The 26,642-nt window shown below is 60.1% G+C and carries 15 protein-coding genes and 1 pseudogene; 8 read left to right on the top strand and 8 right to left on the bottom strand.

From position 1 onward, the window contains the following. Nucleotides 1-69 precede the first annotated feature (69 nt). Entirely contained in the window at nt 70-1,425 is a 1,356-nt protein-coding gene (locus ACKLNA_RS11820) for an HD domain-containing phosphohydrolase (protein ID WP_408985962.1), read from the bottom strand. A 248-nt stretch (nt 1,426-1,673) separates the two neighbouring features. Between ACKLNA_RS11820 and ACKLNA_RS11815 the strand changes: the two are divergent. From ACKLNA_RS11815 to ACKLNA_RS11795, 5 genes and pseudogenes are all read left to right on the top strand, one after another. Continuing rightward, nucleotides 1,674-3,549: pseudogene (locus ACKLNA_RS11815) on the top strand (putative bifunctional diguanylate cyclase/phosphodiesterase). After that, nucleotides 3,546-5,420, top strand: a complete 1,875-nt coding sequence (locus ACKLNA_RS11810) for a putative bifunctional diguanylate cyclase/phosphodiesterase (protein WP_408985961.1) — start codon at nt 3,546-3,548, stop codon at nt 5,418-5,420. The pseudogene ACKLNA_RS11815 and the gene ACKLNA_RS11810 overlap by 4 nt, the downstream one beginning before the upstream one ends. After that, the gene (locus tag ACKLNA_RS11805) at nt 5,417-6,385 is read left to right on the top strand and encodes a cytochrome-c peroxidase (RefSeq protein WP_408985960.1); all 969 of its coding nucleotides are present in this window, start codon (nt 5,417-5,419) and stop codon (nt 6,383-6,385) included. The genes ACKLNA_RS11810 and ACKLNA_RS11805 overlap by 4 nt, the downstream gene beginning before the upstream one ends. Further along, the gene (locus ACKLNA_RS11800) at nt 6,385-8,199 is read left to right on the top strand and encodes a DAHL domain-containing protein (protein WP_408986123.1); all 1,815 of its coding nucleotides are present in this window, start codon (nt 6,385-6,387) and stop codon (nt 8,197-8,199) included. The genes ACKLNA_RS11805 and ACKLNA_RS11800 overlap by 1 nt, the downstream gene beginning before the upstream one ends. Continuing rightward, nucleotides 8,196-9,599 carry an ATP-binding protein gene (locus tag ACKLNA_RS11795; protein WP_408985959.1) on the top strand — a complete coding sequence of 468 codons (1,404 nt, stop codon included), beginning with the start codon at nt 8,196-8,198 and terminating at the stop codon, nt 9,597-9,599. The genes ACKLNA_RS11800 and ACKLNA_RS11795 overlap by 4 nt, the downstream gene beginning before the upstream one ends. On the opposite strand, the gene ACKLNA_RS11790 is transcribed toward ACKLNA_RS11795, so the two are convergent. Together ACKLNA_RS11790 and ACKLNA_RS11785 are read right to left on the bottom strand one after the other, a co-directional pair. After that, nucleotides 9,600-10,925 (bottom strand): APC family permease, encoded by a 1,326-nt coding sequence (locus ACKLNA_RS11790; protein ID WP_408985958.1) that lies wholly within the window; start codon nt 10,923-10,925, stop codon nt 9,600-9,602. Nucleotides 10,926-11,191: 266 nt separating this feature from the next. Beyond that, on the bottom strand, nt 11,192-12,013 hold the full coding sequence (locus ACKLNA_RS11785) for a carbon-nitrogen hydrolase family protein (RefSeq protein WP_408985957.1): 822 nt from the start codon (nt 12,011-12,013) through the stop codon (nt 11,192-11,194). Nucleotides 12,014-12,138: 125 nt separating this feature from the next. On the opposite strand from ACKLNA_RS11785, the gene ACKLNA_RS11780 reads away from it, so the two are divergent. Together ACKLNA_RS11780 and ACKLNA_RS11775 are read left to right on the top strand one after the other, a co-directional pair. Then, complete coding sequence (locus ACKLNA_RS11780) at nt 12,139-12,939, top strand: LuxR C-terminal-related transcriptional regulator (RefSeq protein WP_085709445.1); 801 nt, start codon at nt 12,139-12,141, stop codon at nt 12,937-12,939. Nucleotides 12,940-12,976: 37 nt separating this feature from the next. Further along, nucleotides 12,977-14,596: an FMN-binding glutamate synthase family protein gene (locus ACKLNA_RS11775; RefSeq protein WP_305833524.1), complete on the top strand. Its 1,620-nt coding sequence runs from the start codon at nt 12,977-12,979 to the stop codon at nt 14,594-14,596. Nucleotides 14,597-14,627: 31 nt separating this feature from the next. Here the strand turns inward: ACKLNA_RS11775 and ACKLNA_RS11770 are convergent, their stop codons facing one another. From ACKLNA_RS11770 to ACKLNA_RS11750, 5 genes are all read right to left on the bottom strand, one after another. Then, a complete protein-coding gene (locus ACKLNA_RS11770; RefSeq protein ID WP_408985956.1) occupies nt 14,628-16,130 on the bottom strand; it encodes a hypothetical protein in 1,503 nt (500 codons plus the stop codon). Beyond that, nucleotides 16,127-16,501: a GtrA family protein gene (locus ACKLNA_RS11765; protein ID WP_408986122.1), complete on the bottom strand. Its 375-nt coding sequence runs from the start codon at nt 16,499-16,501 to the stop codon at nt 16,127-16,129. The genes ACKLNA_RS11770 and ACKLNA_RS11765 overlap by 4 nt, the downstream gene beginning before the upstream one ends. Before the next feature lie 108 nt (nt 16,502-16,609). Beyond that, nucleotides 16,610-18,115, bottom strand: coding sequence for a glucosyltransferase domain-containing protein (locus ACKLNA_RS11760; RefSeq protein ID WP_408985955.1), 1,506 nt, complete (start codon nt 18,113-18,115; stop codon nt 16,610-16,612). Nucleotides 18,116-18,285: 170 nt separating this feature from the next. Beyond that, nucleotides 18,286-19,704: an amino acid permease gene (locus tag ACKLNA_RS11755; RefSeq protein WP_408985954.1), complete on the bottom strand. Its 1,419-nt coding sequence runs from the start codon at nt 19,702-19,704 to the stop codon at nt 18,286-18,288. A gap of 301 nt (nt 19,705-20,005) precedes the next feature. After that, nucleotides 20,006-23,089: a dermonecrotic toxin domain-containing protein gene (locus ACKLNA_RS11750; protein WP_408985953.1), complete on the bottom strand. Its 3,084-nt coding sequence runs from the start codon at nt 23,087-23,089 to the stop codon at nt 20,006-20,008. A 302-nt stretch (nt 23,090-23,391) separates the two neighbouring features. On the opposite strand from ACKLNA_RS11750, the gene ACKLNA_RS11745 reads away from it, so the two are divergent. After that, the gene (locus ACKLNA_RS11745; protein WP_408985952.1) at nt 23,392-26,535 is read left to right on the top strand and encodes a transglycosylase domain-containing protein; all 3,144 of its coding nucleotides are present in this window, start codon (nt 23,392-23,394) and stop codon (nt 26,533-26,535) included. Nucleotides 26,536-26,642: the final 107 nt, after the last annotated feature.

Below are 26,642 nucleotides of genomic sequence, written 5' to 3'. Positions count from 1 at the left end.
TCAGCCACCGGCCTGGAGAAAAACCGCAAGGATCCCATGCCGGCGGCGCCAGCGTCACCTCGTGCGGCCTCAAGGACCGGCCAGCAGCGTCGCTTCGCCCTCCTCCGGGATTTTCACGAACACCTTGTATTTAGCCCCCTCCATGGCTTCGAAACTGATCAGTTTGTCCACCAGCAGCGCACTCAGCACCTTGCCGGCATTGAGCAGCAACATGCCGTTGTCGGCATTGAGGTTGCGCGCCAGGATCATCCCCGCCGCCAGCTCCCGGGTGCCCAGCACCTTGACGCTCGGATCGGTCAGGGTGATATCGCTGACCATCGCGCAGACCTTGATGAAATCCTCGATCAACTCGGGATCGTAAAGCCTGCCGGCATACTGACGCAGGTACAGCAACGCCTCGTCGCTGTTCATCTGCCGTTCGAGAATCAACCCGCGCTGCAACTCGACGAAATCCACCGCCAGTTTCAACAGCCGCGAACCCAGGGGAATGGCCTCGCCCTTGAGCCGGTCGGGAAAACCGCTGCCGTCCCAGTGTTCCTGATGGTGCAGGATCAGCCGTGCGGCATCCTTCATCGGGTCCAGGGTCATCAACAGCGATTCGCTCTGTTTCGGATAACCCCGATAACGGTCGCGGTCGGTGCTGTGCAACAGGTCCGAAGGGGTGGTCATCATGCTGTCGGTCCAGCTCAGCTTGCCGATGTTGTACAGCGCGGCGGCCATGGTCAGGTCGCGGCTGGCGGCTTCGTCCAGCCGATGCACCTTGCAGTAGCCGCGCACCAGTTCGATGATCTGCCGGTTGGTCTGCTTGGCCGGCGGCAGGCGCAGGTTGGCCAGCAGCGAGAACACTTCGGTGCCGGTCACATAGCTGTGCTTGAGCTCCTCGTAGGCCAGATCGAGCATGTCGGCAGTCTGCTGCAACTCGGCGGTACGGGCGCTGACATGTTTTTCCAGGGTGCTGTTGAGCAGCTTCAACTGATCGTTCTGCACCCGGGTCAGTTGCTCCAGACGCTCGCGCTCACGGGCCAGATGCTGATGCTCCAGGGCCTGGCGCAGGATCAGCAGCATCTCCTCGTCGTTCCAGGGTTTGCTGATGTAGCGGTCGATCTGGCCCTCGTTGATGGCCTTGATGATCGCCGAAGGGTCGGCATAGCCCGTCAACATGATCCGCGTGGTCGCCGGATACAGCTGACGAACGCTGGCCAGCAGCGTGGCGCCGTCCATATTGGGCATCCGCGCGTCACTCATCACCAGATCGACCGGACGTTGCGCCAGCATTTCCAGCGCCTGGGCACCGCTGCTGGCGAGCAACACCTCATAGGGCTGGCCCCGCAGCAGGCGGCGCAGGCTGTTGAGGATCGACTCCTCGTCATCGACCAGCAACACGGCAGGCCGATGGGCCGGAGTCGGGGCGGATTGCGCTTCCATGGCGAGGCCTCGCGATAGACGATGGACGTGGCAGGCGTGTCGACAGACTTCCTCCCTTGCCCGCGCCTGAGTGACAGGCTAGATGATATTTTCGCCGGGACCGCGCAAGTCATCGGGTAAGGCGAAGTCCCCACAGGGCAACTATGCTCAAGTCGCTGGACGACACCATCAGCCTGCGCGCAGGCCTGTGATGAGGGGAAAAGGATGCTCCCGATGACGATCGTGCGTGAACTTGCGGGTAGGGCGCCATGAGTGCGCCACCTGGTCCCATCAATCGCCGTGTGCTGATCGTCGACGATACGGCGTCGATCCACGACGATTTCGCGAAAATCCTCAAGTCATCCGCGATTGAATACAACAGTCTGGGCGAAACCGAAAGCCTGCTGTTCGGCACCCCGTCCGGCGCGTCTGCCACACGGAACGAAAATTTCGAGCTGGATTCGGCCTTTCAGGGGCGCGAAGCGCTGGACAAGGTCGAAGCCGCGCTGGCCGCCGGTCGCCCTTACGCCATGGCCTTCATCGACATGCGCATGCCGCCGGGCTGGGACGGCCTGGAAACCATCGAGCGGCTCTGGCAGGTCGATCCCAGGCTGCAAGTGGCCCTGTGCACCGCTTATTCCGATTATTCCTGGGAAGAGATCGATCAGCGGTTGCCGCTGAATGATCGCCTGCTGATCCTGAAAAAACCCTTCGATGCGATCGAAATCCGCCAGATGGCCAGCGCCCTGACGGTCAAATGGCAAATGACCGAAGACGCCGCGCTGAAGATGAATCAGCTGGAACAAAAAGTGACCCTGCTGGCCCGCACGGACGGCCTCACCGGGCTGGCCAACCGCGCCACGCTGATCGAGCGTCTGCATCAGGCCTTCGCTGCCGCACGCCGGGGGGGCGGCGCCATTCTCGGTGTTTTACCTGGACCTGGACCACTTCAAACGGATCAACGACACCCTCGGTCATCCGGTCGGCGACCAACTGCTGCAGCAAGTGGCACAACGGATCAAGGCCGGGGTTCGGGAGAATGACGTGGTGGCGCGCCTGGGCGGCGATGAGTTCGCGATCCTGCAACTGGACGTCAGCGAACCGACACAGTCCGCCGCCATGGCCACCAAGATCCTTGAAACACTGCAGGCGCCCTACCAACTGGGCGGCAATGCCGTGCGCATTTCGGCCAGCATCGGCATCAGCAGCTATGCGCCCGTCAGCTTCGATGCCGACAGCCTGTTGGGACAAGCCGACATGGCGCTGTACCGCGCCAAGGAGTCCGGACGCGATCAGTTTCACTTCCACTCGGAGGACATCACTCGGGAGGTGGCCGAGCGCATGGTCCTTGCCGAGGAGTTGACCACGGCCCTCACCCAGGGAGGACTGAAGCTCGATTACATGCCGGAAGTGGACCTGCACAGCGGCAGGATTCTCGGCATGGCCGCGCAGGTCAGCTGGCAACATCCCAGGCTTGGCCTGCTGCCGGCGTCAGCCTTCGTTCCGGCGGCGGAAAAGACCGGCGCAATCATTCCTCTCGGGCGCTGGATTCTGGATCACGCCTGCTGGCAGATGCACCGGTGGCAAAACGACGGGGTGGCGCCTCCGGTAATGGCGATCAAGATTTCCCTGGCGCAGCTCAAGTCCGGCCCCGAACTCATCTACGACGTGCTGCGCACCACGGCTCGCTGGGAACTGGCGCCATGGGATCTGCGCTTCGATGTCACCGAAGCCACCCTGGCCCAGACCCAATGGACCCACAACGATGCGTTGCCGCGCCTGCGCGAGCTGGGTGTGACCATCGCCATCGATGATTTCGGCACCGAATACTCATCGTTCGATTACCTGAAAACCTACCGGGTCAATCACCTCAAACTCGCCCGGTCCCTGATCGACAATGCGGCCCGGGATCAAGACGGCGCCAACCGGCTGCGGGCGATCGTCAATTTCGCCCGGGACCTGGCCATCGACATCAGCGCCGAGGGCATCCAGCCGGACGCTCAGGGCGCCGCCCTCGTACCCGGCGTGCCGTTGAAAAACGTGCAGGGCTTTTGCCTGAGCGCGGCGGTCAGCCCGGAACAGGCCGCCCGCCTGCTGAAGGACGCCAGCGCGGCCACTCCGCTGCCCAGGGAGGATGAAGGATGAAAACGCCTTTTCCCCAGACCAACCGGCGCATTCTGATCGTCGACGATACGCCGGCGATCCATGCCGATTTCCGCAAGATCCTCGCCCCCGAGACGGCGGCTGAAGCGGATCTGAGCGGTCTCGAACAGGCGCTGTTCGGTACTCGCCAGTCGCCGCACCTGACCTTTCAGCTCGACTCCGCCTATCAGGGCCAGGAAGCGTTGAAACTGGTGCAACACGCGCTGGACGAAGGTCGCCCCTATGCCCTCGCCTTCACCGACATGCGGATGCCGCCCGGTTGGGACGGCCTGGAGACCATCGAAAAACTGTGGGAGGTCGATCCGAACCTGCAAATCGCCTTGTGCACCGCCTACTCCGACTACAGCTGGGAAGCCATGGCCGAACGGCTGGAATTCGGTGATCAGTTGCTGATCCTGAAAAAGCCATTCGACACCCTGGAAATCCGTCAGATGGCCAATGCCCTGACCTGGAAATGGCAACTGGCCCAGGACGCGGCGCTGAAGTTGCTCAGCCTTGAGCAGACCGTCGAAGCCCGCGTTCATGAGCTGCTCAAGGTCTCGCGCCTGTTGCAGTACGACAGCCTCACGGGGCTGCCCAACAGCACCTTGCTCGGTGACCGCCTGACTCAGTCGCTGGCCGCTTGCCGGCGCCATGACAAACAACTGGTGGTGATGTTTCTCGGCCTGGACCGCTTCAAGCGCATCAACAATGCCCTGGGCCATCCGGCGGGCGACGAGATGCTCAAGCGGGTCGGCCAGCAACTGCTGGCTTGTGTACGCGAATCGGACTCGGTGTTTCGCTATGGCTCCGACGAATTCGTGGTGATGCTCAGCGACATCAATCACCCGCAACAGACCCGCAGCATCGCCGAAAAACTGCTGGCGGCCATCCGTGAGCCACAGACGATTGTCGGTCATGACGTCAGTGTCACCGCCAGCGTGGGCATCAGCCTTTATCCGGACGACGGGCTGGAAGCCATCGACCTGATCAAAAAAGCCGAGACGGCCATGCGCAATGCCAAGGAAAGCGGCCCGAACGAGATCGGTTTCTTCATCGAGGCCATGAACCAGCGCGCCCGGGAACAGCACGGCATCGAGTCGGGCATTCGCCTGGCTCTGCAACGGCACGAATTCGTCCTGCACTACCAGCCGAAAATCGATCTGGGCAGTGGCCGGGTGGTGGGCGCCGAGGCGCTGGTACGCTGGCAGAAACCGGGACATGGCTGGGTGTATCCATCGGAGTTCATCCCCGTGGCCGAAGACAGCGGCCTGATCGTGCCGCTGAGCAAATGGGTGCTGGGTGAGGCTTGCCGTCAGACGCGGGACTGGCAAAAAGCCGGGTTGCCGCCGATCCGCATGTCGGTCAACACCTCGGCCATCGACTTTCGTCAGCGCCTGTTTGTCGAGGGCATCGAACAGGTGCTCAAAGAGACCGGGCTGGATCCCGCCCTGCTGGAGCTGGAGATCACCGAAGGCGTGCTGATGCAGAACGTCGACGCGACCATGAGCGCGTTGAACCGGCTCAAGGCCCTGGGCGTCAGGCTGGCCATCGATGATTTCGGCACCGGCTATTCCAGCCTGAGTTACCTGCGGCGGTTCCCCATCGATGTGCTGAAGATCGATCAGTCGTTCATTCGCGGCCTGAGCCATGACAGCAGTGACGCCGCGCTGGTCGGCGCGATCATCAGCCTGGGCAAGAGCCTGAACCTGAACGTCATCGCCGAAGGCGTGGAGACCGCACAACAACTGGCCTTTCTCAGGGCCCACGACTGCGAGGAGGGCCAGGGCTTCCACTTCAGCAAGGCCTTGCCGGCGGACGCCTTCGCCCGCCTGCTGGTGGCCGGGTTGCCTGGCCCCTGGAGCGTTGCATGAACACGCCGACGACAGGCCCGCCGCTTAGCGTTTTGTTCCTGCTGCTTTTCGTTCCCTGCGTCGGGATTGTTGCCGCGCCGCTGGACGAGCCACTGAAGCCGCTGCCCGACATTCCGAAACAGGATCCGAAACGCGTCGAGCTGGGCCGCCGGCTTTTTCTCGATCCACGGTTATCCCTCAACAACACCCTGTCCTGCGCCAGTTGCCATCAACTGGACAAGAACGGCGCTGACAGCCGGGCCCTTTCCCTGGGTTTCGATGGCCAGCCGGTGGCGGTCAACACCCCGACCGTGCTCAATGCCAGCCTCAATTTCCGCCAGTTCTGGGACGGTCGCGTGGAAACGCTGGAAGAGCAGACCAGCGGCGTCATCACCAGCCCCCACGAAATGGGCAGCGACTGGAACACTGTCGTGCAACGGATTGCCGACGATTCCGGCTATCGCCAGTCTTTCAGTGCCGCCTACCCGGATGCGGTGACACAAGCCAATATCCAGAACGCCCTGACGAGCTACGAACGCACGTTGCTGACACCCGGCTCTCGCTTCGATCAGTACCTGCTCGGCAACACCGAGATCCTGACCCTCGATGAGAAATACGGCTATCAGCGCTTCAAGGATTACGGCTGCATTGCCTGCCATCAGGGGGTAAACATCGGCGGCAACATGTACCAGAAATTCGGGGTGTTCGGTGACTACATCGCCGATCGCGGCAACCCGACGCTGGCGGATCAGGGCCGGTTCAACGTCACCGGTGACGAAAACGATCGGGCCGTGTTCAAGGTGCCGAGCCTGCGCAACGTCGCACTGACCGCGCCGTACTTCCACGACGGCTCGGCGCCCACCCTCGAACGGGCCGTGGACGTGATGTTCCAGTATCAGCTGGGGCGTATGCCGAGCGAGGAAGACAAGGCGCTGATCATCGAATTTCTCAAGACCCTGACCGGACACTGGGAGGGTCAGTCATGATGAAAACCGTCTCGGGGCGGCTCAGCCTGCTGTTGCTCAGCCTCCTGGCCGTATTGCTGGCCTCGATCCTGGTGTTTCTGTACCTCAAGTCCAGTTCCGAGCAGACCACCACCTACACCGAATCCCGGGACCTGATCCGTCAGATCAAGCAACAGGATTCGCAGTGGGAAAGTGAAGTCCTCAAGGCCCGGGTGGCAATCACCCACAATTACGACCCGCTGGTCTCGCCGATGAACGAGATGAATCGCCTGTGGGCACGTTTCGAATCCATGGAATCCGGGCATGGACGCGGCGAATCCACACAATGGGACCATGCCCACGAACGCTACCTGGACGCCATGCAGGAAAAGACCCGTCTGGTGGAGCAGTTCAAGTCGCACAACGCGTTGCTGCGCAACTCCCTGGCGTTTCTGCCCAGCGCCGAAGATGACATTCAGGCACAACTGGCCAATCTGTCCGACCTCGACAAGATTCAATTGCAGAACATCGTCACCGACACCTATGACCTGTTGCTCAGCGCACTGGAGTTCGCCCAGGTCGCCTCTGACGACAAAGCCTCCGACATCGAGGTGGGCCTGAACAAACTGGCGGTGAACGCGCAACGCCTGCCGGCGGATTTTCAGACTCCGATCAGGATCCTGAGCAATCACATCGCCCTGATCCTGCGCGAGCAACCGATCGTCAATCGCCTGCTCGACCAGATCGAATCGATTCCCGTGGCCGAGCGCCTGGACACCATCACCAACATGCTCGATCTGGATCAGCAACAGGCCGAACGCACCGACCAGAAATACCATTTCTACCTGCTGCTGTTTTCCGTCCTGCTGATGTTGTCGCTGCTGTGGCTGGCCATCCGCCTGATCCGCAGTTTTGCCGAAATCAACCGGGTCAACGCGGCCCTGCAAACCGCCAACGATGTGCTCGAGCAACGGGTCGACGAACGGACCCGCGAACTGAAGAACGTGCAGAGCGAATTGCTCGATGCCGCGCGGCAGGCCGGCATGGCGGAAATCGCCACCAACGTGTTGCACAACGTCGGCAACGTGCTCAACAGCGTGAACATTTCCTCCGACCTGATCTCGCGAAAACTGCGCAGCAGCAAAGCCCTGGGGCTGGGCAAGGCGATGCAACTGATCAACGAACACCCGGACGACCTCGGGCCGTTCCTGACCGAGGACGCCAAAGGCAAGTTGCTGCCCGGCTACCTCAACCAACTGGTGGGTGCCATCGCCCAGGAACAGCAGGAAATGGCCGACGAACTGGCCCAGATGAACAAGAGCGTCGATCACATCAAGGACATCGTCGCCACCCAGCAATCCTATGCCGGCGCCAACAGCATGACCGAGCCGCTGTACATCAACGAACTGCTCGAAGACGCGTTGCGCATGAATGCCGGCGCGCTGACCCGGCATCACGTCACGGTGGTAAAGGAATACGGCGACGTGCCCCAGGTGATGGGCGACAAGCACCGTCTGCTGCTGATCCTGATCAACCTGATCAGCAACGCCAAGTACGCGATGTCCGACCTCAGCAACCGCCCGCGGACCATGACCCTGGGGGTGAAGATCGTCGATGAAGGTTTTCTGGAGATCAGCGTCAAGGATGATGGCGAGGGCATCGCACCGGAGAACATGACGCGGATCTTTGCCCACGGCTTCACCACCCGCAAGGATGGCCACGGCTTCGGCCTGCACAGTTGCGCCCTGGCGGCCATCGAGATGAACGGCCATCTCACCGCCCACAGCGACGGGCCTGGCCTGGGCGCCCTGTTCACTTTGCAGATCCCGCTAATCACGGTAACGGAGAACGCATGAGCGAACTGTCGAACCGCCGCATCCTGCTGATCGACGACATGCCGTCGATCCACGAAGACTTTCGCAAGATCCTCACCCCGAACCGGGCGCAGTCGGCGGAACTGGACGAGATGGAAGCGGCCCTGTTCGGCGCCCCCGCCAAGCCCCGGCGGGCGATGTTCGAACTGGACTCGGCCTATGGCGGCGAGGAAGGCCTGGCCAAACTCAACCTGGCCCTGCAGGAGCAATGCCCCTACGCCCTGGCCTTTGTCGACATGCGCATGCCCGACGGTTGGGACGGAGCGAAAACCATCGAGCAGTTGTGGCTGCAGGATCCGCAATTGCAGGTGGTGGTCTGCACCGCGTATTCCGACTATTCCTGGGATGAACTGCTGGATCGCCTGCACGCCCATGACCGGTTGCTGATCCTGAAAAAGCCCTTCGACAACATCGAAGTCCAGCAGATGGCCAACACCCTGCTGACCAAATGGCAGATGACCGAGCGCGCCTCATTGCAAATGCATCACCTGGAACATCTGGTGGACCAGCGCACGGCCCAGTTCAAACAGGCCAGCGAAGCCTTGCAGCGGGAAATCGACGAACGCAAGCAACTGGAAGGCCAGTTGGTGCAGTCGGAAAAACTCGCCTCGCTGGGGCAACTGGCCGCCGGGGTCGCCCATGAAATCAACAATCCGATCGGTTTCATTTCTTCCAACCTCGGCACCCTCGACGGTTACTTCCAGCAATTGCTGGCCATGCTCGGCGCCTACCACTCAGCCGGGCAGGCCCTGGCTGCCGAGCCGGCTGCGCAGTTGCAACAACTGCGCGAGCACCTCGAAGTGGATTTTCTGCTGGAGGACATTCCGGTGCTGATCCGCGAATCCAAGGAAGGCATCGGCCGGGTCGGGCAGATCGTCAAGGACCTCAAGGACTTTTCCCGGGTCGACACCCAGCAGCAATGGCAGTGGGCGAACCTGCAACAGGGTATCGAGTCGACCCTGAACATCGTCGCCAGCGAACTCAAGTACAAGGCCGACGTGATCAAGGAATATCAGGACATTCCGGAGATCGAGTGCCTGCCCTCGCAGATCAATCAGGTCATCATGAACCTGGTGATCAATGCGGCGCAGGCCATGGGTGCCGAGCGCGGCACCATCACCCTGCGCACTGCGGTGCAGGGCGAGTCGGCGATCATCGAAGTGGCCGACACCGGCTCGGGCATTGCCCCCGAGACCCTGCAGAAAATCTTCGACCCGTTTTTCACCACCAAACCAGTAGGCCAGGGGACAGGGCTGGGCCTGTCCCTGTCCTATGGCATCGTGAAGAAACACGGCGGGGATATTTCAGTCAGCAGCACATTGGGCGCCGGCACCACATTTCGCGTGCAATTGCCCTTGCGCCAGACCCGGCCTGCGGCCTGATCAGGTCGCTTCCTGAAAATCCATTTCCGGTGGCTGGCGACGGAAACCGCCGGTCAGCACCGCCAGATACACCACGCCAATCGCCAGCCAGCTCAGGCCCAGATACACCGCCAGGTGATCGAGGCTGACCATCAGCCACAAGTCCGCGACCAGACCGATAAACGGGAACACCAGAAACAGCACCAGCTCGCGCAGGCCTTTTTTCTCGCCACCGATCCAGTAGTGAAAAATCACTGACAGGTTGACCAGGCTGAAGGCCAGGAACGCGCCGAAGTTGATGAACGAGGTCGAGGTGGTCACGTCGAGTTTCAGCGCCAGCAATGCCACCACGGCGCAGAGCAGGATGCTGTTGACCGGCGTACCGAAGCGCTCGTGCAAGGTGCCGAAAAATGACTTCGGCAACACGCCGTCACGACCCATCGCAAACAGCAGCCGCGAACCGCTGGCCTGGGCGGACAGACCCGAAGCGAACTGGCCGACGATCAGACCGATGAGGAAGATCGAGACAAACAGATCGCCGCCGATGTTGCGCGCAATCTCGTAGGCCGCCGAGTCGACGTTGTCGAACTGGAACGACGGATGAGCGACCTGCACGAAGTACGATACGCCGACGAAGATCAGCCCGCCGATCAGGGTGATCAACATGATTGCCCGAGGGATGGTGCGACGTGCATCGCGGGTTTCTTCGGTGAGGGTGCTGACTGCATCGAAACCGAGGAACGAGTAACAGGCGATGGCCGCGCCGCTCATGATCAGCGGCATCTGCATGTCGCCGTTGAAGAACGGTTTGATCGACCACAGCGGCGTGCTGGCGTCGCCGCCGATGTAATGCACGCAGAGGGCGACGAACGCGACCAGCACCAGAAACTGCACCGGCATCAGCAAGGCGTTGATGCCGTTGGCCAGTTTCAGACCGATGATGTTGATCGCGCTGGTGATGCCGATGAACGCCAGCACCCAGATCCACTGCGGGATCGACGGAAAGGCCGAAGCGAGGTACGCGGCGCCGATCAGCCAAATCGCCATCGGCAGAAACAGATAATCGAGCAGCACTGCCCAACCGGCGATGAAACCGAGTTTCGGGCTGATGGCCTTGCGCACATAGCTGTAGGCCGAGCCGGCCACCGGGAATGCTGCAGCCATGCGGCCATAACTCATGGCCGTGAAGAACATCGCCACCAGCGCCGCCAGATACGCGGCGGGCACCATGCCGGCGGTGGATTGGGCGAGGATGCCGAACGTGCCGAGGACAATGATCGGCGTCATGTAGGCGATGCCGAACAGCACCACCGACCCCAGCGAAAGGGTGCGTTGCAAACGAGCCATGGGCGACTTACTCCGGATTTTATTGGATTTATGGCAGAGGCCGAGTTCGGCGAGTGTTTTGGGTGTTGCTTGTTTTTTTGTTCGACTGGAGATCCTTACCCCCTCACCCCAACCCTCTCCCCCAAGGGGGCGAGGGGGAAAGGGAGCAGATCTCCATGGGTTTCAAATCCTGAGTTCGACTCGATCTCTCAGGTCGGCGTAACTTGAATGAACACCTCGGTCAGTCCCCTCTCCCCCCGGGAGAGGGTTAGGGTGAGGGCAGCGATTTAACGGGCAGGAATCAAAAGCTCCCGAACACCACCCTCCCGCTCCACCACCTCCCCCGGCAACCTCAACCGCTGATCATCCAGATACCGATAATCCTTGCGCGCCAGCGCCAGCTGAGCGAAATCCAGCTCGACACTGAACCGTCCCTCCTCACGCCCGGCCTCGAACAGCACCGTGCCCAGCGGATCCACCAGCGCACTGCCGCCGGCAAACATCAACCCGTCATCCCCCGCTTCCACCCGATTGACCATCAGCGCAAACGCCTGGTTTTCCTGAGCCCGGGCCATGATCGCGGTGCGGTGGGTCGGGCCGTAAGGGTCCATGTTGCCGTTGGTGACGATCAGCAGTTCCGCGCCCAGTTGCGCCAAGGCACGGGCGGACTCCGGGAACTCGATGTCGTAGCAGATCAGCAGACCGACCCGCACGCCGTTCCACAGGCACGTGGCGTAACGGTCACCGGCCTCGAACACACCGCGATCCGAGGCCCAGAGGTGGGTCTTGCGATATTTCAGGGCGATGCCTTCGGGGGTGATCAGCAGCGTGGTGTTGTAGAAGCGGCCGTTGTCGTTTTCGGCCATGCCGATCACCACAGCGACGTTGCGTTCGCGGGCAGCGGCCTGCACAGCGCTGACGGTCGGCCCGTCCAGCGGCTCGGCGATCTGCGCCACGGTGTCGGCGGTCGGGAAGCCCATCAGGTGGGTCTCGGGGAATACGATCAGTTGCGTATCGGCCGGGCACTCGGCAATCGCCGCCAGGGCGCGTTCGAGGTTGTACGCCGTGTCTTTGTCACGGCCCGCCAGTTGGGCGAGTTCGACTTTCATGGGGAGTCCTTGTTATGAGCGCCGGGCGCCGAAAGATTGCCCGGCGGCTGTCTGTGGGCCAGTATGCTTCGCATTCGACCGGCCAGGGAATTACGCGGCCGGGGTAACCCGATAGGGGTAGAGGCATGACTGTTTCGTTTGACGACATCACCTGGCACCGCGCCGTCGGGCAGTTGATCGACGCCCTCGACAAGCCGAATTTCTGGGCGCAACTGGTGCGCCTGCTCGACCAGTACGTCACGTTCGATAGCTGGGTAGCCCTGCTGTTCAGCGCTGACCGTCACCCGCAGGTGTTCGCCGAATGCCCGGGCGAAGACGGCAGTCCCGACCAGCTCTTCCAGGATTATCTGCGCGGGTTGTACCTGCTCGACCCTTTCTACATCGCCTGCCGCGAGCAATCGCGCACCGGGTTGTACCGCCTGTCGGAGGTCGCGCCGGAGCATTTCGAGCTGACCGAGTATTACCAGCGATACTTTCGTCTGAATGTGGTGGCCGACGAAATCCAGTTCAATTGCCAGCTCGAAGGCGACCGCACGCTGTGCCTGTCACTGGGCAGCAAGCAGCGCTTCAGTGGCGAGCAGATTGCCCTGCTGTCGCTGATCCAGCCGTGGGTGCTCGGCCTGCTGCGCCAGCGCCTGCCCTACGAAATCAATGAAATCGTCGCCCTCGCCCCGTCACCGGCACAACCGGACTGGCGGGTGCAGCTCGAAGCGTCGGTGCAGCAACTCAAAGGCGCGCAACTGACCGCCCGGGAACTGGATGTCGGGCGTTTGATGCTCAGCGGTTGCTCCAGTAAAGAAATCGCCCGTAAGCTGGAAATCTCTGTTGAAACCGTGAAAGTCCATAAGAAACACATGTACAGCAAGCTGGGGATCAAGTCCCAGTCGGAGCTGTTTTCGATCTTCCTGCAGGCGCAGAACGCCTGACTGCCGCAAAAAAATCTGTCCGAACCAAGGAAACCGTATGAGCCTGTCACTCCTGAGCCGCTACGCCTTCTTTGCCGTCTGCGTGATTTTCACCCTCGCCAGCCTGCCCTTCCTCGAACACGACTGGCTGTGGCCGATCACCGCCGTTACCGGGGTGCTGAGCCTGATCGGTCTGTTCGACTTGATGCAGAGTCCCCACGCGGTGCGCCGCAACTACCCGATCCTGGGCAACATCCGTTATCTGGTCGAGGGGATTCGCCCGGAAATCCGCCAGTACCTGCTGGAATCCGACAGCGACGCCCTGCCCTTCTCCCGTGCCCAGCGCTCGCTGGTGTACTCGCGGGCCAAGAACGAAAGCGCCGACAAACCGTTCGGCACCCTGATCGATGTGTATCAGTCCGGTTTCGAGTTCATCGGTCACTCGATGCGCCCGGCGCCGTTGAGCGACCCGAACAGTTTTCGCGTCACGGTTGGCGGGCCACAGTGCACCCAGCCGTACTCGGCATCGGTGTTCAACATCTCGGCCATGAGTTTTGGCTCCCTCAGCGCCAACGCGATCCGCGCGCTGAACCAGGGTGCGAAACTCGGCAATTTCGCCCACGACACCGGCGAAGGCAGCATCAGCCCCTATCACCGCGAACACGGCGGCGACCTGACCTGGGAACTGGGCAGCGGTTACTTCGGCTGCCGCACCAGCGACGGCCGTTTCGACCCGGAACGTTTCGCCGCCCAGGCGCAGACCCCGCAGGTGCGGATGATCGAAATCAAGATGAGCCAGGGTGCCAAACCCGGCCACGGCGGGATTCTGCCCAAGCACAAGGTGACCCAGGAAATCGCCGACACCCGCGGCATTCTGATGGGCGAAGACTGCATCTCGCCGTCCCGCCACAGCGCCTTCTCCACGCCGATCGAAATGATGCATTTCATCCAGCAACTGCGTGAACTGTCCGGCGGCAAACCGGTGGGCTTCAAGTTCTGCCTCGGCCATCCGTGGGAGTTCATGGGCATCGCCAAGGCCATGCTGGAAACCGGCATCCTGCCGGACTTCATCGTGGTCGACGGCAAGGAAGGCGGCACCGGCGCCGCGCCGGTGGAGTTCACCGACCACATCGGTGTGCCGATGCGCGAGGGCCTGCTGTTCGTCCACAACACGCTGGTCGGCCTGAATCTGCGGGACAAGATCAAGCTCGGCGCCAGCGGCAAGATCGTCAGTGCCTTCGACATCGCCAGCGTGCTGGCCATCGGCGCCGACTGGGCCAACTCGGCGCGGGGCTTCATGTTCGCCATCGGCTGCATCCAGTCGCAAAGCTGCCACACCAACAAATGCCCGACCGGCGTCGCCACCCAGGACAACCTGCGCCAGCGTGCGCTGGTGGTGCCGGACAAGGCCCAGCGGGTCTACAACTTCCATCGCAACACGTTGAAGGCACTGGCGGAAATGCTCGCGGCCGCCGGCCTCGATCATCCGTCGCAACTGTCGGCCAAGCATCTGGTACGGCGCATGTCAGCCACCGAGATCAAACTGTTCTCGCAGCTGCATGTGTTCCTGAAGCCGGGAGAGTTGCTCACTGGGGAAGTGAATGGCGAGTTCTATTCGCGGATGTGGCAAATGGCGCGGGCAGACAGTTTTGAGCCGCAGGACATCGCGGCTGCATGAAGACAGGAGGTTCCGTCTTTAGGGCCGGGCGTCATTGAGCAATGAACAGTCGGGCCTCAATGACCCCGCCACTGAGTGTCTGCGCTCTCTTCCAGCGATGGGAGACGAGGGACAGATCCTCGGCTTTTTGTGTGTGAGTGATCCACCAGACTCTTTTGGCCTTGAGTTCGGTCAATGAGTCATCGCCCAGAATCGATTGATCGGGCTGCGCGACCAGCGCCCAGCCCGATCGGTCAGGATAACCCCACAGTTTTGTGGCAAACGACCCGACGTAGATCCGGGGAGATATGCCTGTATGGTTGTAGAGCGTAAACGGGAAGTACCAGAACAGGTTTTCCACCACAATCACATCCCCTTGCTGGCTCTGCGTCTGTATTCCCGAAGCCAGTAGATCAGGCCGGCCATTGGCCTCTCTCACTTTCGTCAATGCGGCCAGACCGTAGAGTTCGCCAAAAAGAAAACAGGCCAGCACACCTGCACACAGCAACCGGCTTGACCGCCACCTATCATCGAGAGCGACCGCTAACATCAGCGGAATACCGATGGCAGCAAACTGAAAATATCTCGGTACGAATGTCGGTGTCGTCACGGCAATAAAAAGCAGTACCCCCGTCGGAACAAAAAAGTAACCCAACAACAGAACGTTGTATCGGGATGCTTTGGCTGGTCTCGACAGGATACTGAGCACACTGGCAAGCAGTAGCAGGGCAAGCCATACCTGCCATAAAAGGTTGGTTGCCTCATTGCCATCCGTGAGCTGCCAGACAAGCAAGAGCACAAACCTCCATGTAAAAGGTTCTATCCAGCCGAAATACGGTTTGCCTGCCAGCTGATCGAACACAGAGGGCAGCCACGGGATAAACAAGAGAACGATGGCGCCGTTGGCCATAACCCATCGACCGGCAGAGAGAACAAGACTTTCTTGTCGATGACTTCGCCACCAGAACAGCCAGTGAGTCAGTACGCAAAGTGCGGCGAGGTAATGGGTGTAGAAGGCGGCTGTCATCAGCAACACATAAATGACCGGGTAACGCATCCGGCCCGGTGAGTTGCACCAACAGACCAACGCCACGGTCGCGCCCATCAACCAGAACCCCAGCAAGGTATACATCCGTGCTTCCTGGCTGTATCGAACTGAAATCGGCAATAAAGCCAGCAGCACCGCTGCCATCCACGTCGCCCGGCGCGTGGCAATCAGACTCATCAATTTGATACACAGCAGCACTGTTCCGACATCCACCAGAGCACTCAGCGCGCGGGCCGGCAATGCACCCTCCCCCCACAGCAGCACCCAGTAATGCAGCAGAACGTAATAAAGCGGCGGATGGACATCCAGCGCGGTCAGGGCCCAGATACGCGCCGGTGTTTCGCGTGCGAGCACCAGACTGTAAGCCTCGTCGTACCAGAGACTCGACACATCAATGGCATGGAACCGAACGATCAGGGCAAGGCACACAACCGCCAGCAGGGCCAGTCTGTCGACCCGCCAGGATGAACGCCCGGCGGTGGCAGCAACAGCGGAAGCGCCTTTCATGACTGCCGCCCACGAAACAGCACAAACCGGAAAAAGCAGTACCCCAGCAACAGATTCAACAGCGAAAACACAGACACCGTCGCCAGTCCCGGCAAATTCCGCGCATCACCGAACACACCTGTGCCATAACTCAAAACACCCATCACGCCCATGAACCCCAGGTACGCCAACACAGACGTTCCGGTCTCGAATGTGTAGAGCGCGTTCATGTAAAACGAGAAGGCAGCGGAGATGCAAAACGCAGCGAAGTTACTCGCCGACTGGGTCGCCTGAACGGCGCTGGTCAATACGAAAAAGATCTGCCAGTGGATCAACGTCCCGGCAAGGCCGATTGCCGTTTGTGCGGAAAACCCTTTCCACAAGATTCTCATCGCCAATCCTTGCTGTCACGGCAACCGTCGAGGGTTTCAAGCTAGGGCAGCGCGTGGGCGGGGTCTACTGTCAGAAATTACAGGTCGGCGGTGGTTTCAGACCAACGGTCACCATTGCAGCAACCGGCCGTGAGGCGGCTCTTTCATGACGATGAAACCGTAATCGCCGATCAGATAGATGCGGTAGTAGAGGCTGTCCACCAGCGCTGGAAAACCCTGATAGCCGATGCGGGTGGCGTTGCGCCGCTCGCGTTCGGCGACCACGTTGGTAATGCCGGCCGAGGGCAGGTTTTCCGCGAGCATGAAGTAGTCGATGTTCAGCAGATAGCGCAGTACCGGCGACTGTTTGAACGTACCCGTCGCACTCGCCAGCCAGCGGTCGGAGTAAGTGACCGACATATAAATCCGCTTGGCGTCGCGCAATTCGCGATGGGCAGAAATGTCGTGACTGAGGCTGTAGAGAGCACTGCTGGCGAAGGTTTTTTCCATCGTCAGCACCCTGCCGTAAGCGAAGGACAGCGACAGCGTGGCCAGAAGCGGAAATGCCAACAACAGGGTCAATCGCGAGTGCAGCGACGTCAATCCGATACAGGCCAGATAGAACAGCAACATCAGCAGCACGCCGAATCCCATCAAGGTGCGTGCGCCTTCGTTGAAGTCACGAAACAGCAGCGTCATGCCCGGCACCAGCAGCACAATCAACGGCAGCGTCAGCAGGCAGATAAAGCCCAGGAGCAAACCTTGTGCGGGTGGCTCATTGCGCAGGCGAATCTGCCTTCCCAAGCCCACGCCGCCGACCAATGCACACACCACCAAAACAGCGAACACCGCCGTGTAGGCACCGTGAAACAGCAGAGCAACTTTCTCCATCACCCGACCGATATTGATGCCGATCTGTAACAACGGATCAGCGCCGCCGCTGAGCAACTCCGTGCGCCCGGATTCCGTAAACGGATAGGCCGTGACTGTGTAGATCGACACGCCCAGCGCCAGTTGCGCCAGCCGCCAGCCTGATTGGCGCCAGAGCTCATCCCCTGGAATTCGCGCGTGAACATGCCTGAGCAGCTCCACACAACACAGCCCGAGAAACACATTGAGGCAGATCTGATACAGCCCGATCGCCAGCGCCAGCAACACCGAAGGCACCAGCCATCGTTGTATCCGCGAAGTGCCGCCAAACGTGATCGCGTAAATCACCGCCACCAGACTCAGGGCCATGCCGGCCCCGTCGTATTGATAGGACAGGTTCTGCAACAGGAACGGGTTGTACCAGAGCGGCAAAGGCACCAGACAACAGGCGAGCGTCGGCTCTGGGAAATAGTGAAAGGTCAGTCGGGTCAGGGCCAGTGACATCGCCAGCGTCGCGAGCAACAGCGGCAAGGGAAAGATGTTCGGCGCAGCGCCCGTGAACGTCAGCGCTTTATACAGCCAGTCCATGAACAGGCGCCCCTGCCCGGCCCACACATTGCCGGCAGCCAGGGTGCGCCAGTTGTCGTCGATGTAGGGGAAGTCGGCGAGGATCAGCGGCAGGATGTACAGCATCGTGGCGAACAGGAAAAACAGCACGACCTGACGGCGGCCGAGTTCTCGTACGAGAAAATCGCTGATGCTCATACCTGCGCCTCTGTGCACTGCTGCGCGGGAAACTGCGTCTATAAAGCTTGGAACATGGCACGAGGTCAGAGGTCGCTTTTACCCTGGTTTCAGACAAGCGGCCTCAATCTCCCGCCCACAAAAAAGCCCCGGCCAATCGACCGGGGCTTTCAGTTTTCAGCACTGACGATTTACGACGCCGAACGCACCACGCCTTGCGACGCATCGGTCGGTTGCAGCTTGAACACGTAGAACAGAACGGTCAGCAGCACCAGGAACGCCGGGCCGACATACAGCGCCACGCGGGTATCCGGGAAGTACGCCATCAGGCCCACCACCAGCACCAGGAACGCCAGCGCCAGATAGGAGCTGACCGGGAACAGCCACATTTTGTATTTCAGACCGGCACGTTCGCTGGCACTCAGGCCTTTGCGGAATTTCAACTGGGCCAGCAGGATCATTACCCAGGTCCAGATCGCGCCGAAGGTGGCGATGGACGTTACCCAGACGAAGACTTTTTCCGGCACCAGATAGTTCAGCAGCACACCCAGCAGCAGGGCGAAGATCGACAGCAGCAACGCCCGACGCGGCACGCCGTTGGAGGTCTTGGCGAAGGCGGCAGGCGCCTGGCCGTTCTGCGCGAGGCTGTAGAGCATGCGCCCGGTGCTGAAGATACCGCCGTTGCAGGACGACAGCGCGGCGGTGATCACCACGAAGTTGATGATGCCGGCGGCAGTCTTGATGCCCAGACGCTCGAAGGTCATCACAAACGGGCTGCCCTGCGTGCCGATTTCATTCCACGGGTAGATCGACAAAATCACAAACAGCGCGCCGACGTAGAACAGCAGAATCCGCCAGAACACCGAGCCGATGGCACCGGGAATGGTCTTCTGCGGGTTCTTCGCTTCACCGGCGGTCAGGCCGATCATCTCTACGCCCAGGTAGGCGAACATCACCATCTGCAGCGACATCAGCACCCCCGTCACGCCGTTGGGCATGAAGCCGCCATGGGTCCACAGATTGGAAATCCCCAGCGCCACACCGTCGTTGCCGAAACCGAAGGCGATGATGCCGATGCCGCCGAGTACCATGGCGATGATGGTGACGATCTTGATCAGGGCGAACCAGAACTCGAACTCACCGAAAGCCTTCACCGCGATCAGGTTGATCGAACCCATGCTGACCAGCGCCGCCAGCGCCCAGATCCAGCGCGGTACATCGGGGAACCAGATGCCCATGTACACCGCCACCGCGGTGATTTCCGCGACGCAGGTCACCAGCCACAGGAACCAGTAGTTCCAGCCGGTGAGAAACCCCGCCAACGGGCCGAGATAATCCTGCGCGTAACGGCTGAAGGAACCGGCCACCGGGTTGTGCACGGCCATCTCGCCGAGGGCGCGCATGATCACCAGGATCGCCAGACCACCAATGATGTAGGACAGCATGATAGCCGGGCCGGCCATTTCGATGGCCTTGGCCGAACCGAGGAACAGTCCGACACCGATACAGGCGCCGAGCGCCATCAGACGGATATGCCGTTCGCCGAGTTCGCGTTTGAGTGGACCGCCGTTCGCGGTCTCGCCATGGGGCGGGTGATTGCCGACTGGCATGGGGGACTTCCTCGTCTTGTTATTGGATGTGACCACTGAGAGTTCAAGCGTCGGCCGATAAGCCGGCGCCTGAGTAAAGCCGGCCCTGCCTCGTGGGCAGGACCGTCCCGCAGAAGCAACCTGCGGGATCAGCGGGGCGTGCAGTATAAAAAGCTTGCGACAGGTTTTTTCACTCTATAAGTCGTCAGATTCAGACGCAAAACTCGTCAAATACGTGGTTTACGAGACAAACCATACTGCATTTCGAGAGTTATTCACCGCGCAAATGGGGCGCCGAGTATTGCACAGCAATGGTGCAACGTCACATTCCGGCCGGTGTCACAGGCCTCCCGATGGTCGTCACCGGTAGGGTTTCAACCTTCCAGACTTTCGTCCGGCCATAGACTCGTGCCAGTGTATCGGGACGGGAAAACCAGCCCGGTTGTTCCCTCGAATAGCGGCCAATGGCGGTCGCCCCCTGATTGGATTGATAGTGCAGTTTCCAGACGCGAGCCGTTCGGTCGTATTTCATGAAGGCGAAACCCGTCAGGATCGAGTCGGGATTGCCGTTCTGATCCAGACGGAGCCCGTAGTCCGGAAACTCCATGGCGGCACTCAGTCCCCACCCATGCTCTTCCGGGGCCAGATCGTTGTATTGAGGGGCTTCCTTTCCGCCCTCGACATGCCTGACCCGAAGCAGATTTTCATCCATCTGATCCACCACCAGCGAGCAACCGCTGAAACCGGGCGTGAAGACATGATCCGGCTGCGCCCATTCAGGGTGAACGGGGACATCGACGTAGCCTCCCTGCGGCGACCAATACGCGGAAATCGCATTCGCCTGATCAGGGCGCTCACCCGCCTCAAGATCGATGACTTTGAGTGCGTTGAACTCCCCTTCCACGGCACCGGAATACTTCATGCGCTGCATGGTAAACAGGAAGCTGCCCCCACCGTTTCGCCTGTCGAGCTGCGACGCGATCTCCTGCGACAACCCCGCCTTGCCGCCTTCTATCAGATCGGTTGCGATGGTTCGCCGGCCCAACTCGGGCATCTCGAGTGACTGGTGAATGCTGGTCGGCTCAATCGAAAAGGGAAGCTCATGCATGCTCCCCCAATCAAATGGCAAATGCCTCACGTCGGACCTGGGAACCACTTCGATTGCCGGCTCCCACAAACCGTTGGGCAGTTGCTTGCGCACGAAAGCAGGTCTGTCATCCAGTGAGTTGCCGGACCTGGCCCCCCCTCTCAACGACAGAGGTTGCCATTGATCGGGGGCTACTTCCCGCAGGCGCAGCTCCGTCGCCCGATTGCTCTGCGGATCAACAATGTTGACGTCCACGATCTCGGCGTTGAGATTGAACGAATCACGGATCCGATACACCGAGACGATGCCGGCATCGTCGATGTTGCGGATATAACACCATTGGCTGTCGATACTGCGGTAGATGCCTCTGGAAGGTTTCAAGCCGAGAATCAACGCCTCATCAACGGCATGGCGGCCAATAATGGCGGTGTCGATACCCTCCCCCTTGATAGGGGCGATCTTCAGTGGATGGGGTGTCGGCCGCTCCAGGGTGTGGTACCAGCCGTCGGAGTTTTCCGCGAGTATCGGCTGATATGCGTCCGGATTCGTCGGATGAACGATTCGCCAGGTATCGGTCAACGGATCGAAGCGTTTTTCGAATGCGTGACCGTCAAGACGCACATACCATTTATCGCCGATCCGGTACTGCTCGCGGAAATTGGGTTCGACATTATTGAGTGAAACCCTGGAACGATAAGCGCTGAGCTCGGGTTTCCAGAGACGCTTCTGCCCACTGGCCAGTTCGATCGGGGTGAACTCGGCAGAAGCGACACCTGCCAGCGGCAACAATGCGGCGCCGACAGCGAGGTTGCCCAGCACATCGTTGATGTGTTGCCAGCCGACTTCCTTGTCCCCGATGCTCAATTCATCCAGCCCTTCGAGCACTTCATACATCATTTGTAAAGCATTGACCCCTAACATCACCGCCCCAAGAGGAGGTACGGCGAGGGAAAAAACATTCAACGCCATCAGCCCGAACTGGACCAACAGGATGATCGTTGCATGACGTGCATTGGCATCGACATCCTCGGTCGGTACGGCCTGGTGACGCGCATCGCGCAGGATCCGTTGCCTGAAATGCTGGTGGAGCATCGTCCAGAGATCAAATCGCTGCTCCCAGAGTTCTCCCGACGGATCCAGGACCGTGAACTGCAATAAAAAATCTGGAGCCGCTTTTTGTCGACGCTCAAGATAATGAATGCCTCGCTGGCGCTCCAGGAAAGGTGTCGGCACCTCTTCGGTGAAACTTCGGAGGAATCTGGCACGATCCTCATACCGGGTGAAACGGCTGAAGAACTGTTGGTAAGGCGTCGGTGCATTGGAGCTGGCACCCTTTGTAAATTGTTGGATCAGCCGTGCCTTGAATGCCTCGATCGAGGAATAATGCTTCACGGGATGGTCGGGATCATCGGGAATGTAGACGATGAATTCGTGCTGAATCTCGCTACCGAACGTTGACGCCAGATCGTCCCAGACGGAATCGCTGTCCGCGTCGGCTATTTCAAGAACGAGACAGCTGTGCAGCGGCATCTCCATGAAACTCAAGCCTCGATACCAAACCGGTCTGCCATCAATGCGCACCGAACTGTCGCCGTTCACGATGGCCATTATTGCCTGGTGATGCTTCTCCTCAATGTCACCTTTGCGCCAGGCAATCAGGCTGGCCGCTTTCAGCGCCGCTTTGTGATAACCGATAAAAGCGTCACTCAGCCGGCCTTGGGCGGCCGGGTCATCCCAGTTCAGTTGGCTTTTGATGTGTTGCTGATAGTGTGTTCCGAGATCCAGCTCCCGACACAGAGTGACAAATTTGCTGACATCAAATGGAACTCTCTCAAACCTCCCCCTGGCAACTTCCTCGTTGCATTCGATACTTCGGAATTGATCCTCATGGCTGAAATTCTGAAGAGCCGCCTGAATCAAAGTGGCACCGTGGTGTTCACCGTACACGGACCAGTCCAGCCCCTTTTCAATATCGAAGTCCAAAGAAAATATTTCATTGAATTTTTTCTTCAGTAAAACACTGGCAAACGCATGGGCGGATTTCACACCCGCCATCTCCCGACTCAAGACCGTATGCGCCGCCAAGCTCTGGTCAACCAGCCCCCGTACCTCGGCACGTTGCTGCGCAGAGCTCTTGACCAGCCAGTCCGGTGTTGAAGGCGTAAAACTTTTCAAGATTTTCCGATTGGACTCAGACATATCAAGAAATGCGGGAGATGCCGCTGACTTCACGATTTCATAATGCTCGTCAAACCGATTGGTTTGTTGGCTCAATGCTATGGGTGCATTTCGCACAGCGGACGACAGTTTATTAAGCATGGTTAGACTCCAGTTCCTGTAAAAGAACTTGAATCAGGCACTGCAGCCGCAAAAGTTAAAACACCAGTAACACTACAAGCGTTTACCAAATCAAACTAAATATGACTGGACCCAAACCGGTTGCCCACCGCAACAAGTTGCTCGCGCATCCATTCATCAGACACTGCCATGCTTCGACCACGAGATCGTCGCACCCACCGACGTTCGGCCGAGCCTTCACCTTCACAATTTTTTCACCGACGCCAACCAGCGACTAAGCTTCAGTCAAGTCCGATCAATCTGCTTGAATGGATCAATCGACTATGGGCGCTTTGTGGCAAACCGATTCGAGTGAAAAAGTGGTTCCGACTGAACGTGTGGATGAAGCGCCTGTCCCTGAGAAACCCCGTCGTAACCGGCATGGGTGGAAGGCTTTCTGGCTATTGCTGGTGATCATTGCGATTGTGGTGGGCCTGGCCGCGATGAAGGAAATGCGCACTTCGCGTTTTCAATCCCGCGAGGTCAGCCAGTACGCCGCCAGATTGACCTATGAACTGCAACCTGGCCCCAGCGAAGCCATTCGTTATCCGGGCAACGGGCCTTTCGATCTGCGTCTGGGTTACAGCTCGCTGGACGAGTTTTTGCCACGATTGCTCAAGCGCAATTACGTGATCACCGAACAGACGCGCTTCTCGCCAGCGCTGCTCGGCTATACCGACAAGGGCCTGTTCGTGCCCTACTCCGAGAAGATCCAGGCCGGGCTGTCGATCACCGATTGCCGCGCCGCGCCGTTGTATCAGTACAACTATCCACAGCAGCTGTATTCGAGTTTCGAGTCGATCCCGCCGGTGGTGGTCAACAGCCTGCTGTTCATCGAAAACCGTTTCCTGCTGGACCCGAAACAACCGCTGGCCAACCCGGCGGTGGACTGGCCGCGCTTCGGCATGGCCGCGTGGTCGCAAGTCGCCAAGCTCCTGCACTTGCCGGGGCAGTCGGCGGGCGGCAGTACGCTGGCCACGCAGCTGGAAAAGTATCGCCACTCGCCTGACGGACTGACGGTGAACGGTGCCGAGAAAATCCGCCAGATGATTTCCGCCAGCGTGCGCGCCTATCAGGCCGGCCCGGACACCTTGCCGGCACGGCGCAACATCATTCGTGACTACCTCAACAGCGTGCCGTTGTCGGCGGTGCCGGGGCACGGTGAAGTCCATGGCATGGCCGAAGGCCTGCGGGTCTGGTACGGCGCCGATTTCAATGAAGCCAATCAAAAACTCGCCAGTACCGCCACCGATCCGCAGACCCTGGCCGACAAGGGCCTGGCCCTGCGCGAAATGCTTTCGCTGATGATCGCCCAGCGCCGGCCTTCCCATTACCTGACCAAGGGCCGGGAAGAGCTGGCCGATCTCACCGACAGCCACCTGCGGCTGCTCAAGCAGAACGGCGTGATCGACAACGCGCTGGCCGATGCCGCCCTGGCCAGCAAGGTCACTTACCGCGACTGGCAGACCCAGCCGACCATTCAGCCGATCGAAACCAACAAAGGCATCAGCGTCGCCCGCAGCCGTCTGGCCTCGATGCTCAATCGTCCGCTCTACGACCTCGACCGCCTCGACCTCTCGGCCACCAGCACCTTGCAAGGGGAGCTGCAAACCCAGGCCACGGCCTACCTGAAGAAACTCGCCGACCCGGCCTACGCCGCTGAAATCGGCCTGCTCGGTGAACGTCTGCTGACGCCCACCAGCACCACGCAAGTGCGCTACAGCTTCACCCTGTTCGAGCTGACCCCGGACGGCTCGCGGGTGCGGGTGCAGACCGACAGCACCGACCAGCCGTTCGACATCAACGAAGGCAGCAAACTGGAACTGGGCTCCACGGCGAAGATGCGGGTGCTGACCACCTACCTGCAAATCATCTCCGAGCTGCATGACAAGTACGGCGCCATGACCGTGCCGGAACTGAAGAAAGTCGACGTGCCGGATCAGGACCGCCTGACCCAGTGGGTGATCGATTACCTGATCCAGAACAAGGATCACGACCTGTCGAAAATGCTTGGCGCCGCCCTCGACCGCAAATATTCCGCCAGTCCCGGCGAGGCGTTTTTCACCGGTGGCGGCCTGCACGTGTTCCACAACTTCCGCAAGGAAGACAACGGCCGCATGCCGACCCTGCGCGATGCCCTGCGCGAGTCGATCAACCTGCCATTCATTCGCCTGATGCGCGATCTGGTGCGCTACACCACCTACTCCGGTCCCAACAACAGCGCCGAATTGCTCAAGGATGATCGCGACCCGCGGCGTCAGGAATATCTGGCTTCGTTCGCTGACCGTGAAGGCACTTCGTTCCTGCTCAAGTTCTGGAAGAAGTATAAAAACAAGGACACCCAGGCCCGCCTCGACACCTTCCTCGACAGCATGCGCCCGACGCCGATCCGCATGGCCGCCGTGCATCGCTACCTGCTGCCCAACGCCAGCCAGGAAGACTTCAACAGCTTTGTGCGGTCGCACCTGAAGGGCGTGAAAATCACTGAAAAGCTCACCGACGAGCGCCTCGAAAGGCTTTATCTGGCCTATGGCCCCGGCACCTACGACCTGCCCGACCAAGGCTTCATTGCCAAAGTCCACCCGTTGGATCTGTGGCTGATCGGCTATCTGCTCAACCACCCGGACGCAACCTGGAGCCAGATCGTCAAGGCCAGTCAGTTCGAGCGTCAGGAGGTCTACAGCTGGCTGTTCAAGAGCAAGCACAAGGGCGCCCGGGACAGCCGGATCCGCACCATGCTGGAGATCGAAGCCTTCCTCGACATCCATCAGCGCTGGCAGAAAGTCGGTTACCCGTTCGATCACCTGGTGCCGTCGCTGGCCACCGCCATCGGCAGTTCCGGCGACCGCCCCGCCGCGCTGGCCGAGTTGATCGGCACCATCCTCAACGACGGTGTGCGCATGCCTACGCTACGCATCGACAGCCTGCATTTTGCCGCCGGTACGCCTTACGAAACGAAACTGGTCAATGATCCCCATGTCGGCAAACGGGTGATGCCGTCCGAAGTCGCCACGGCGATGCGTGAAGCACTGTCGCAAGTGGTGGACTCGGGAACCGCCAAACGTGTTTCCGGCAGTTTCAAACTGAACGATGGAACACCGCTGACCATGGGCGGAAAAACCGGTACGGGCGACAACCGCATCGAGGCCATCGGTTCCGGCGGGCGCATTTTGAGTTCCAAGTCGATCAACCGCACGGCGACCTTCGTGTTCTACATCGGCGATCACCATTTCGGCACACTCACCGCGTTCGTTCCGGGACGCTCGGCGGAGAACTTCAAATTCACCTCGGCCCTGCCGGTACAGGTGCTCAAGGGCATGGCACCGATCCTGATGCCGTATCTGCAGCCGGGCAGTGATTCGCAATGCCGGCCACCGCAAGTTCCCCAGGTGGCTCTGGTGAACCTGCCATCGCGTAATACTGACTGAGGTTGTGGAGGCAATAACTAATTGTTTTATGCATTCCAATATTCAATGTTTCGCCCGCCAGGTTCGCACTCGAACAGCAGGCTTTTGAACTAATTCTCGGCCCCCTT

The organism is Pseudomonas sp. UV AK001, from assembly GCF_046097675.1.
In the GTDB taxonomy this organism is placed as follows: Bacteria; Pseudomonadota; Gammaproteobacteria; order Pseudomonadales; family Pseudomonadaceae; genus Aquipseudomonas; species Aquipseudomonas kribbensis.
Note: the sequence above shows the minus strand (reverse complement) of the source record. Positions and strands in the feature narration are given on the sequence as shown.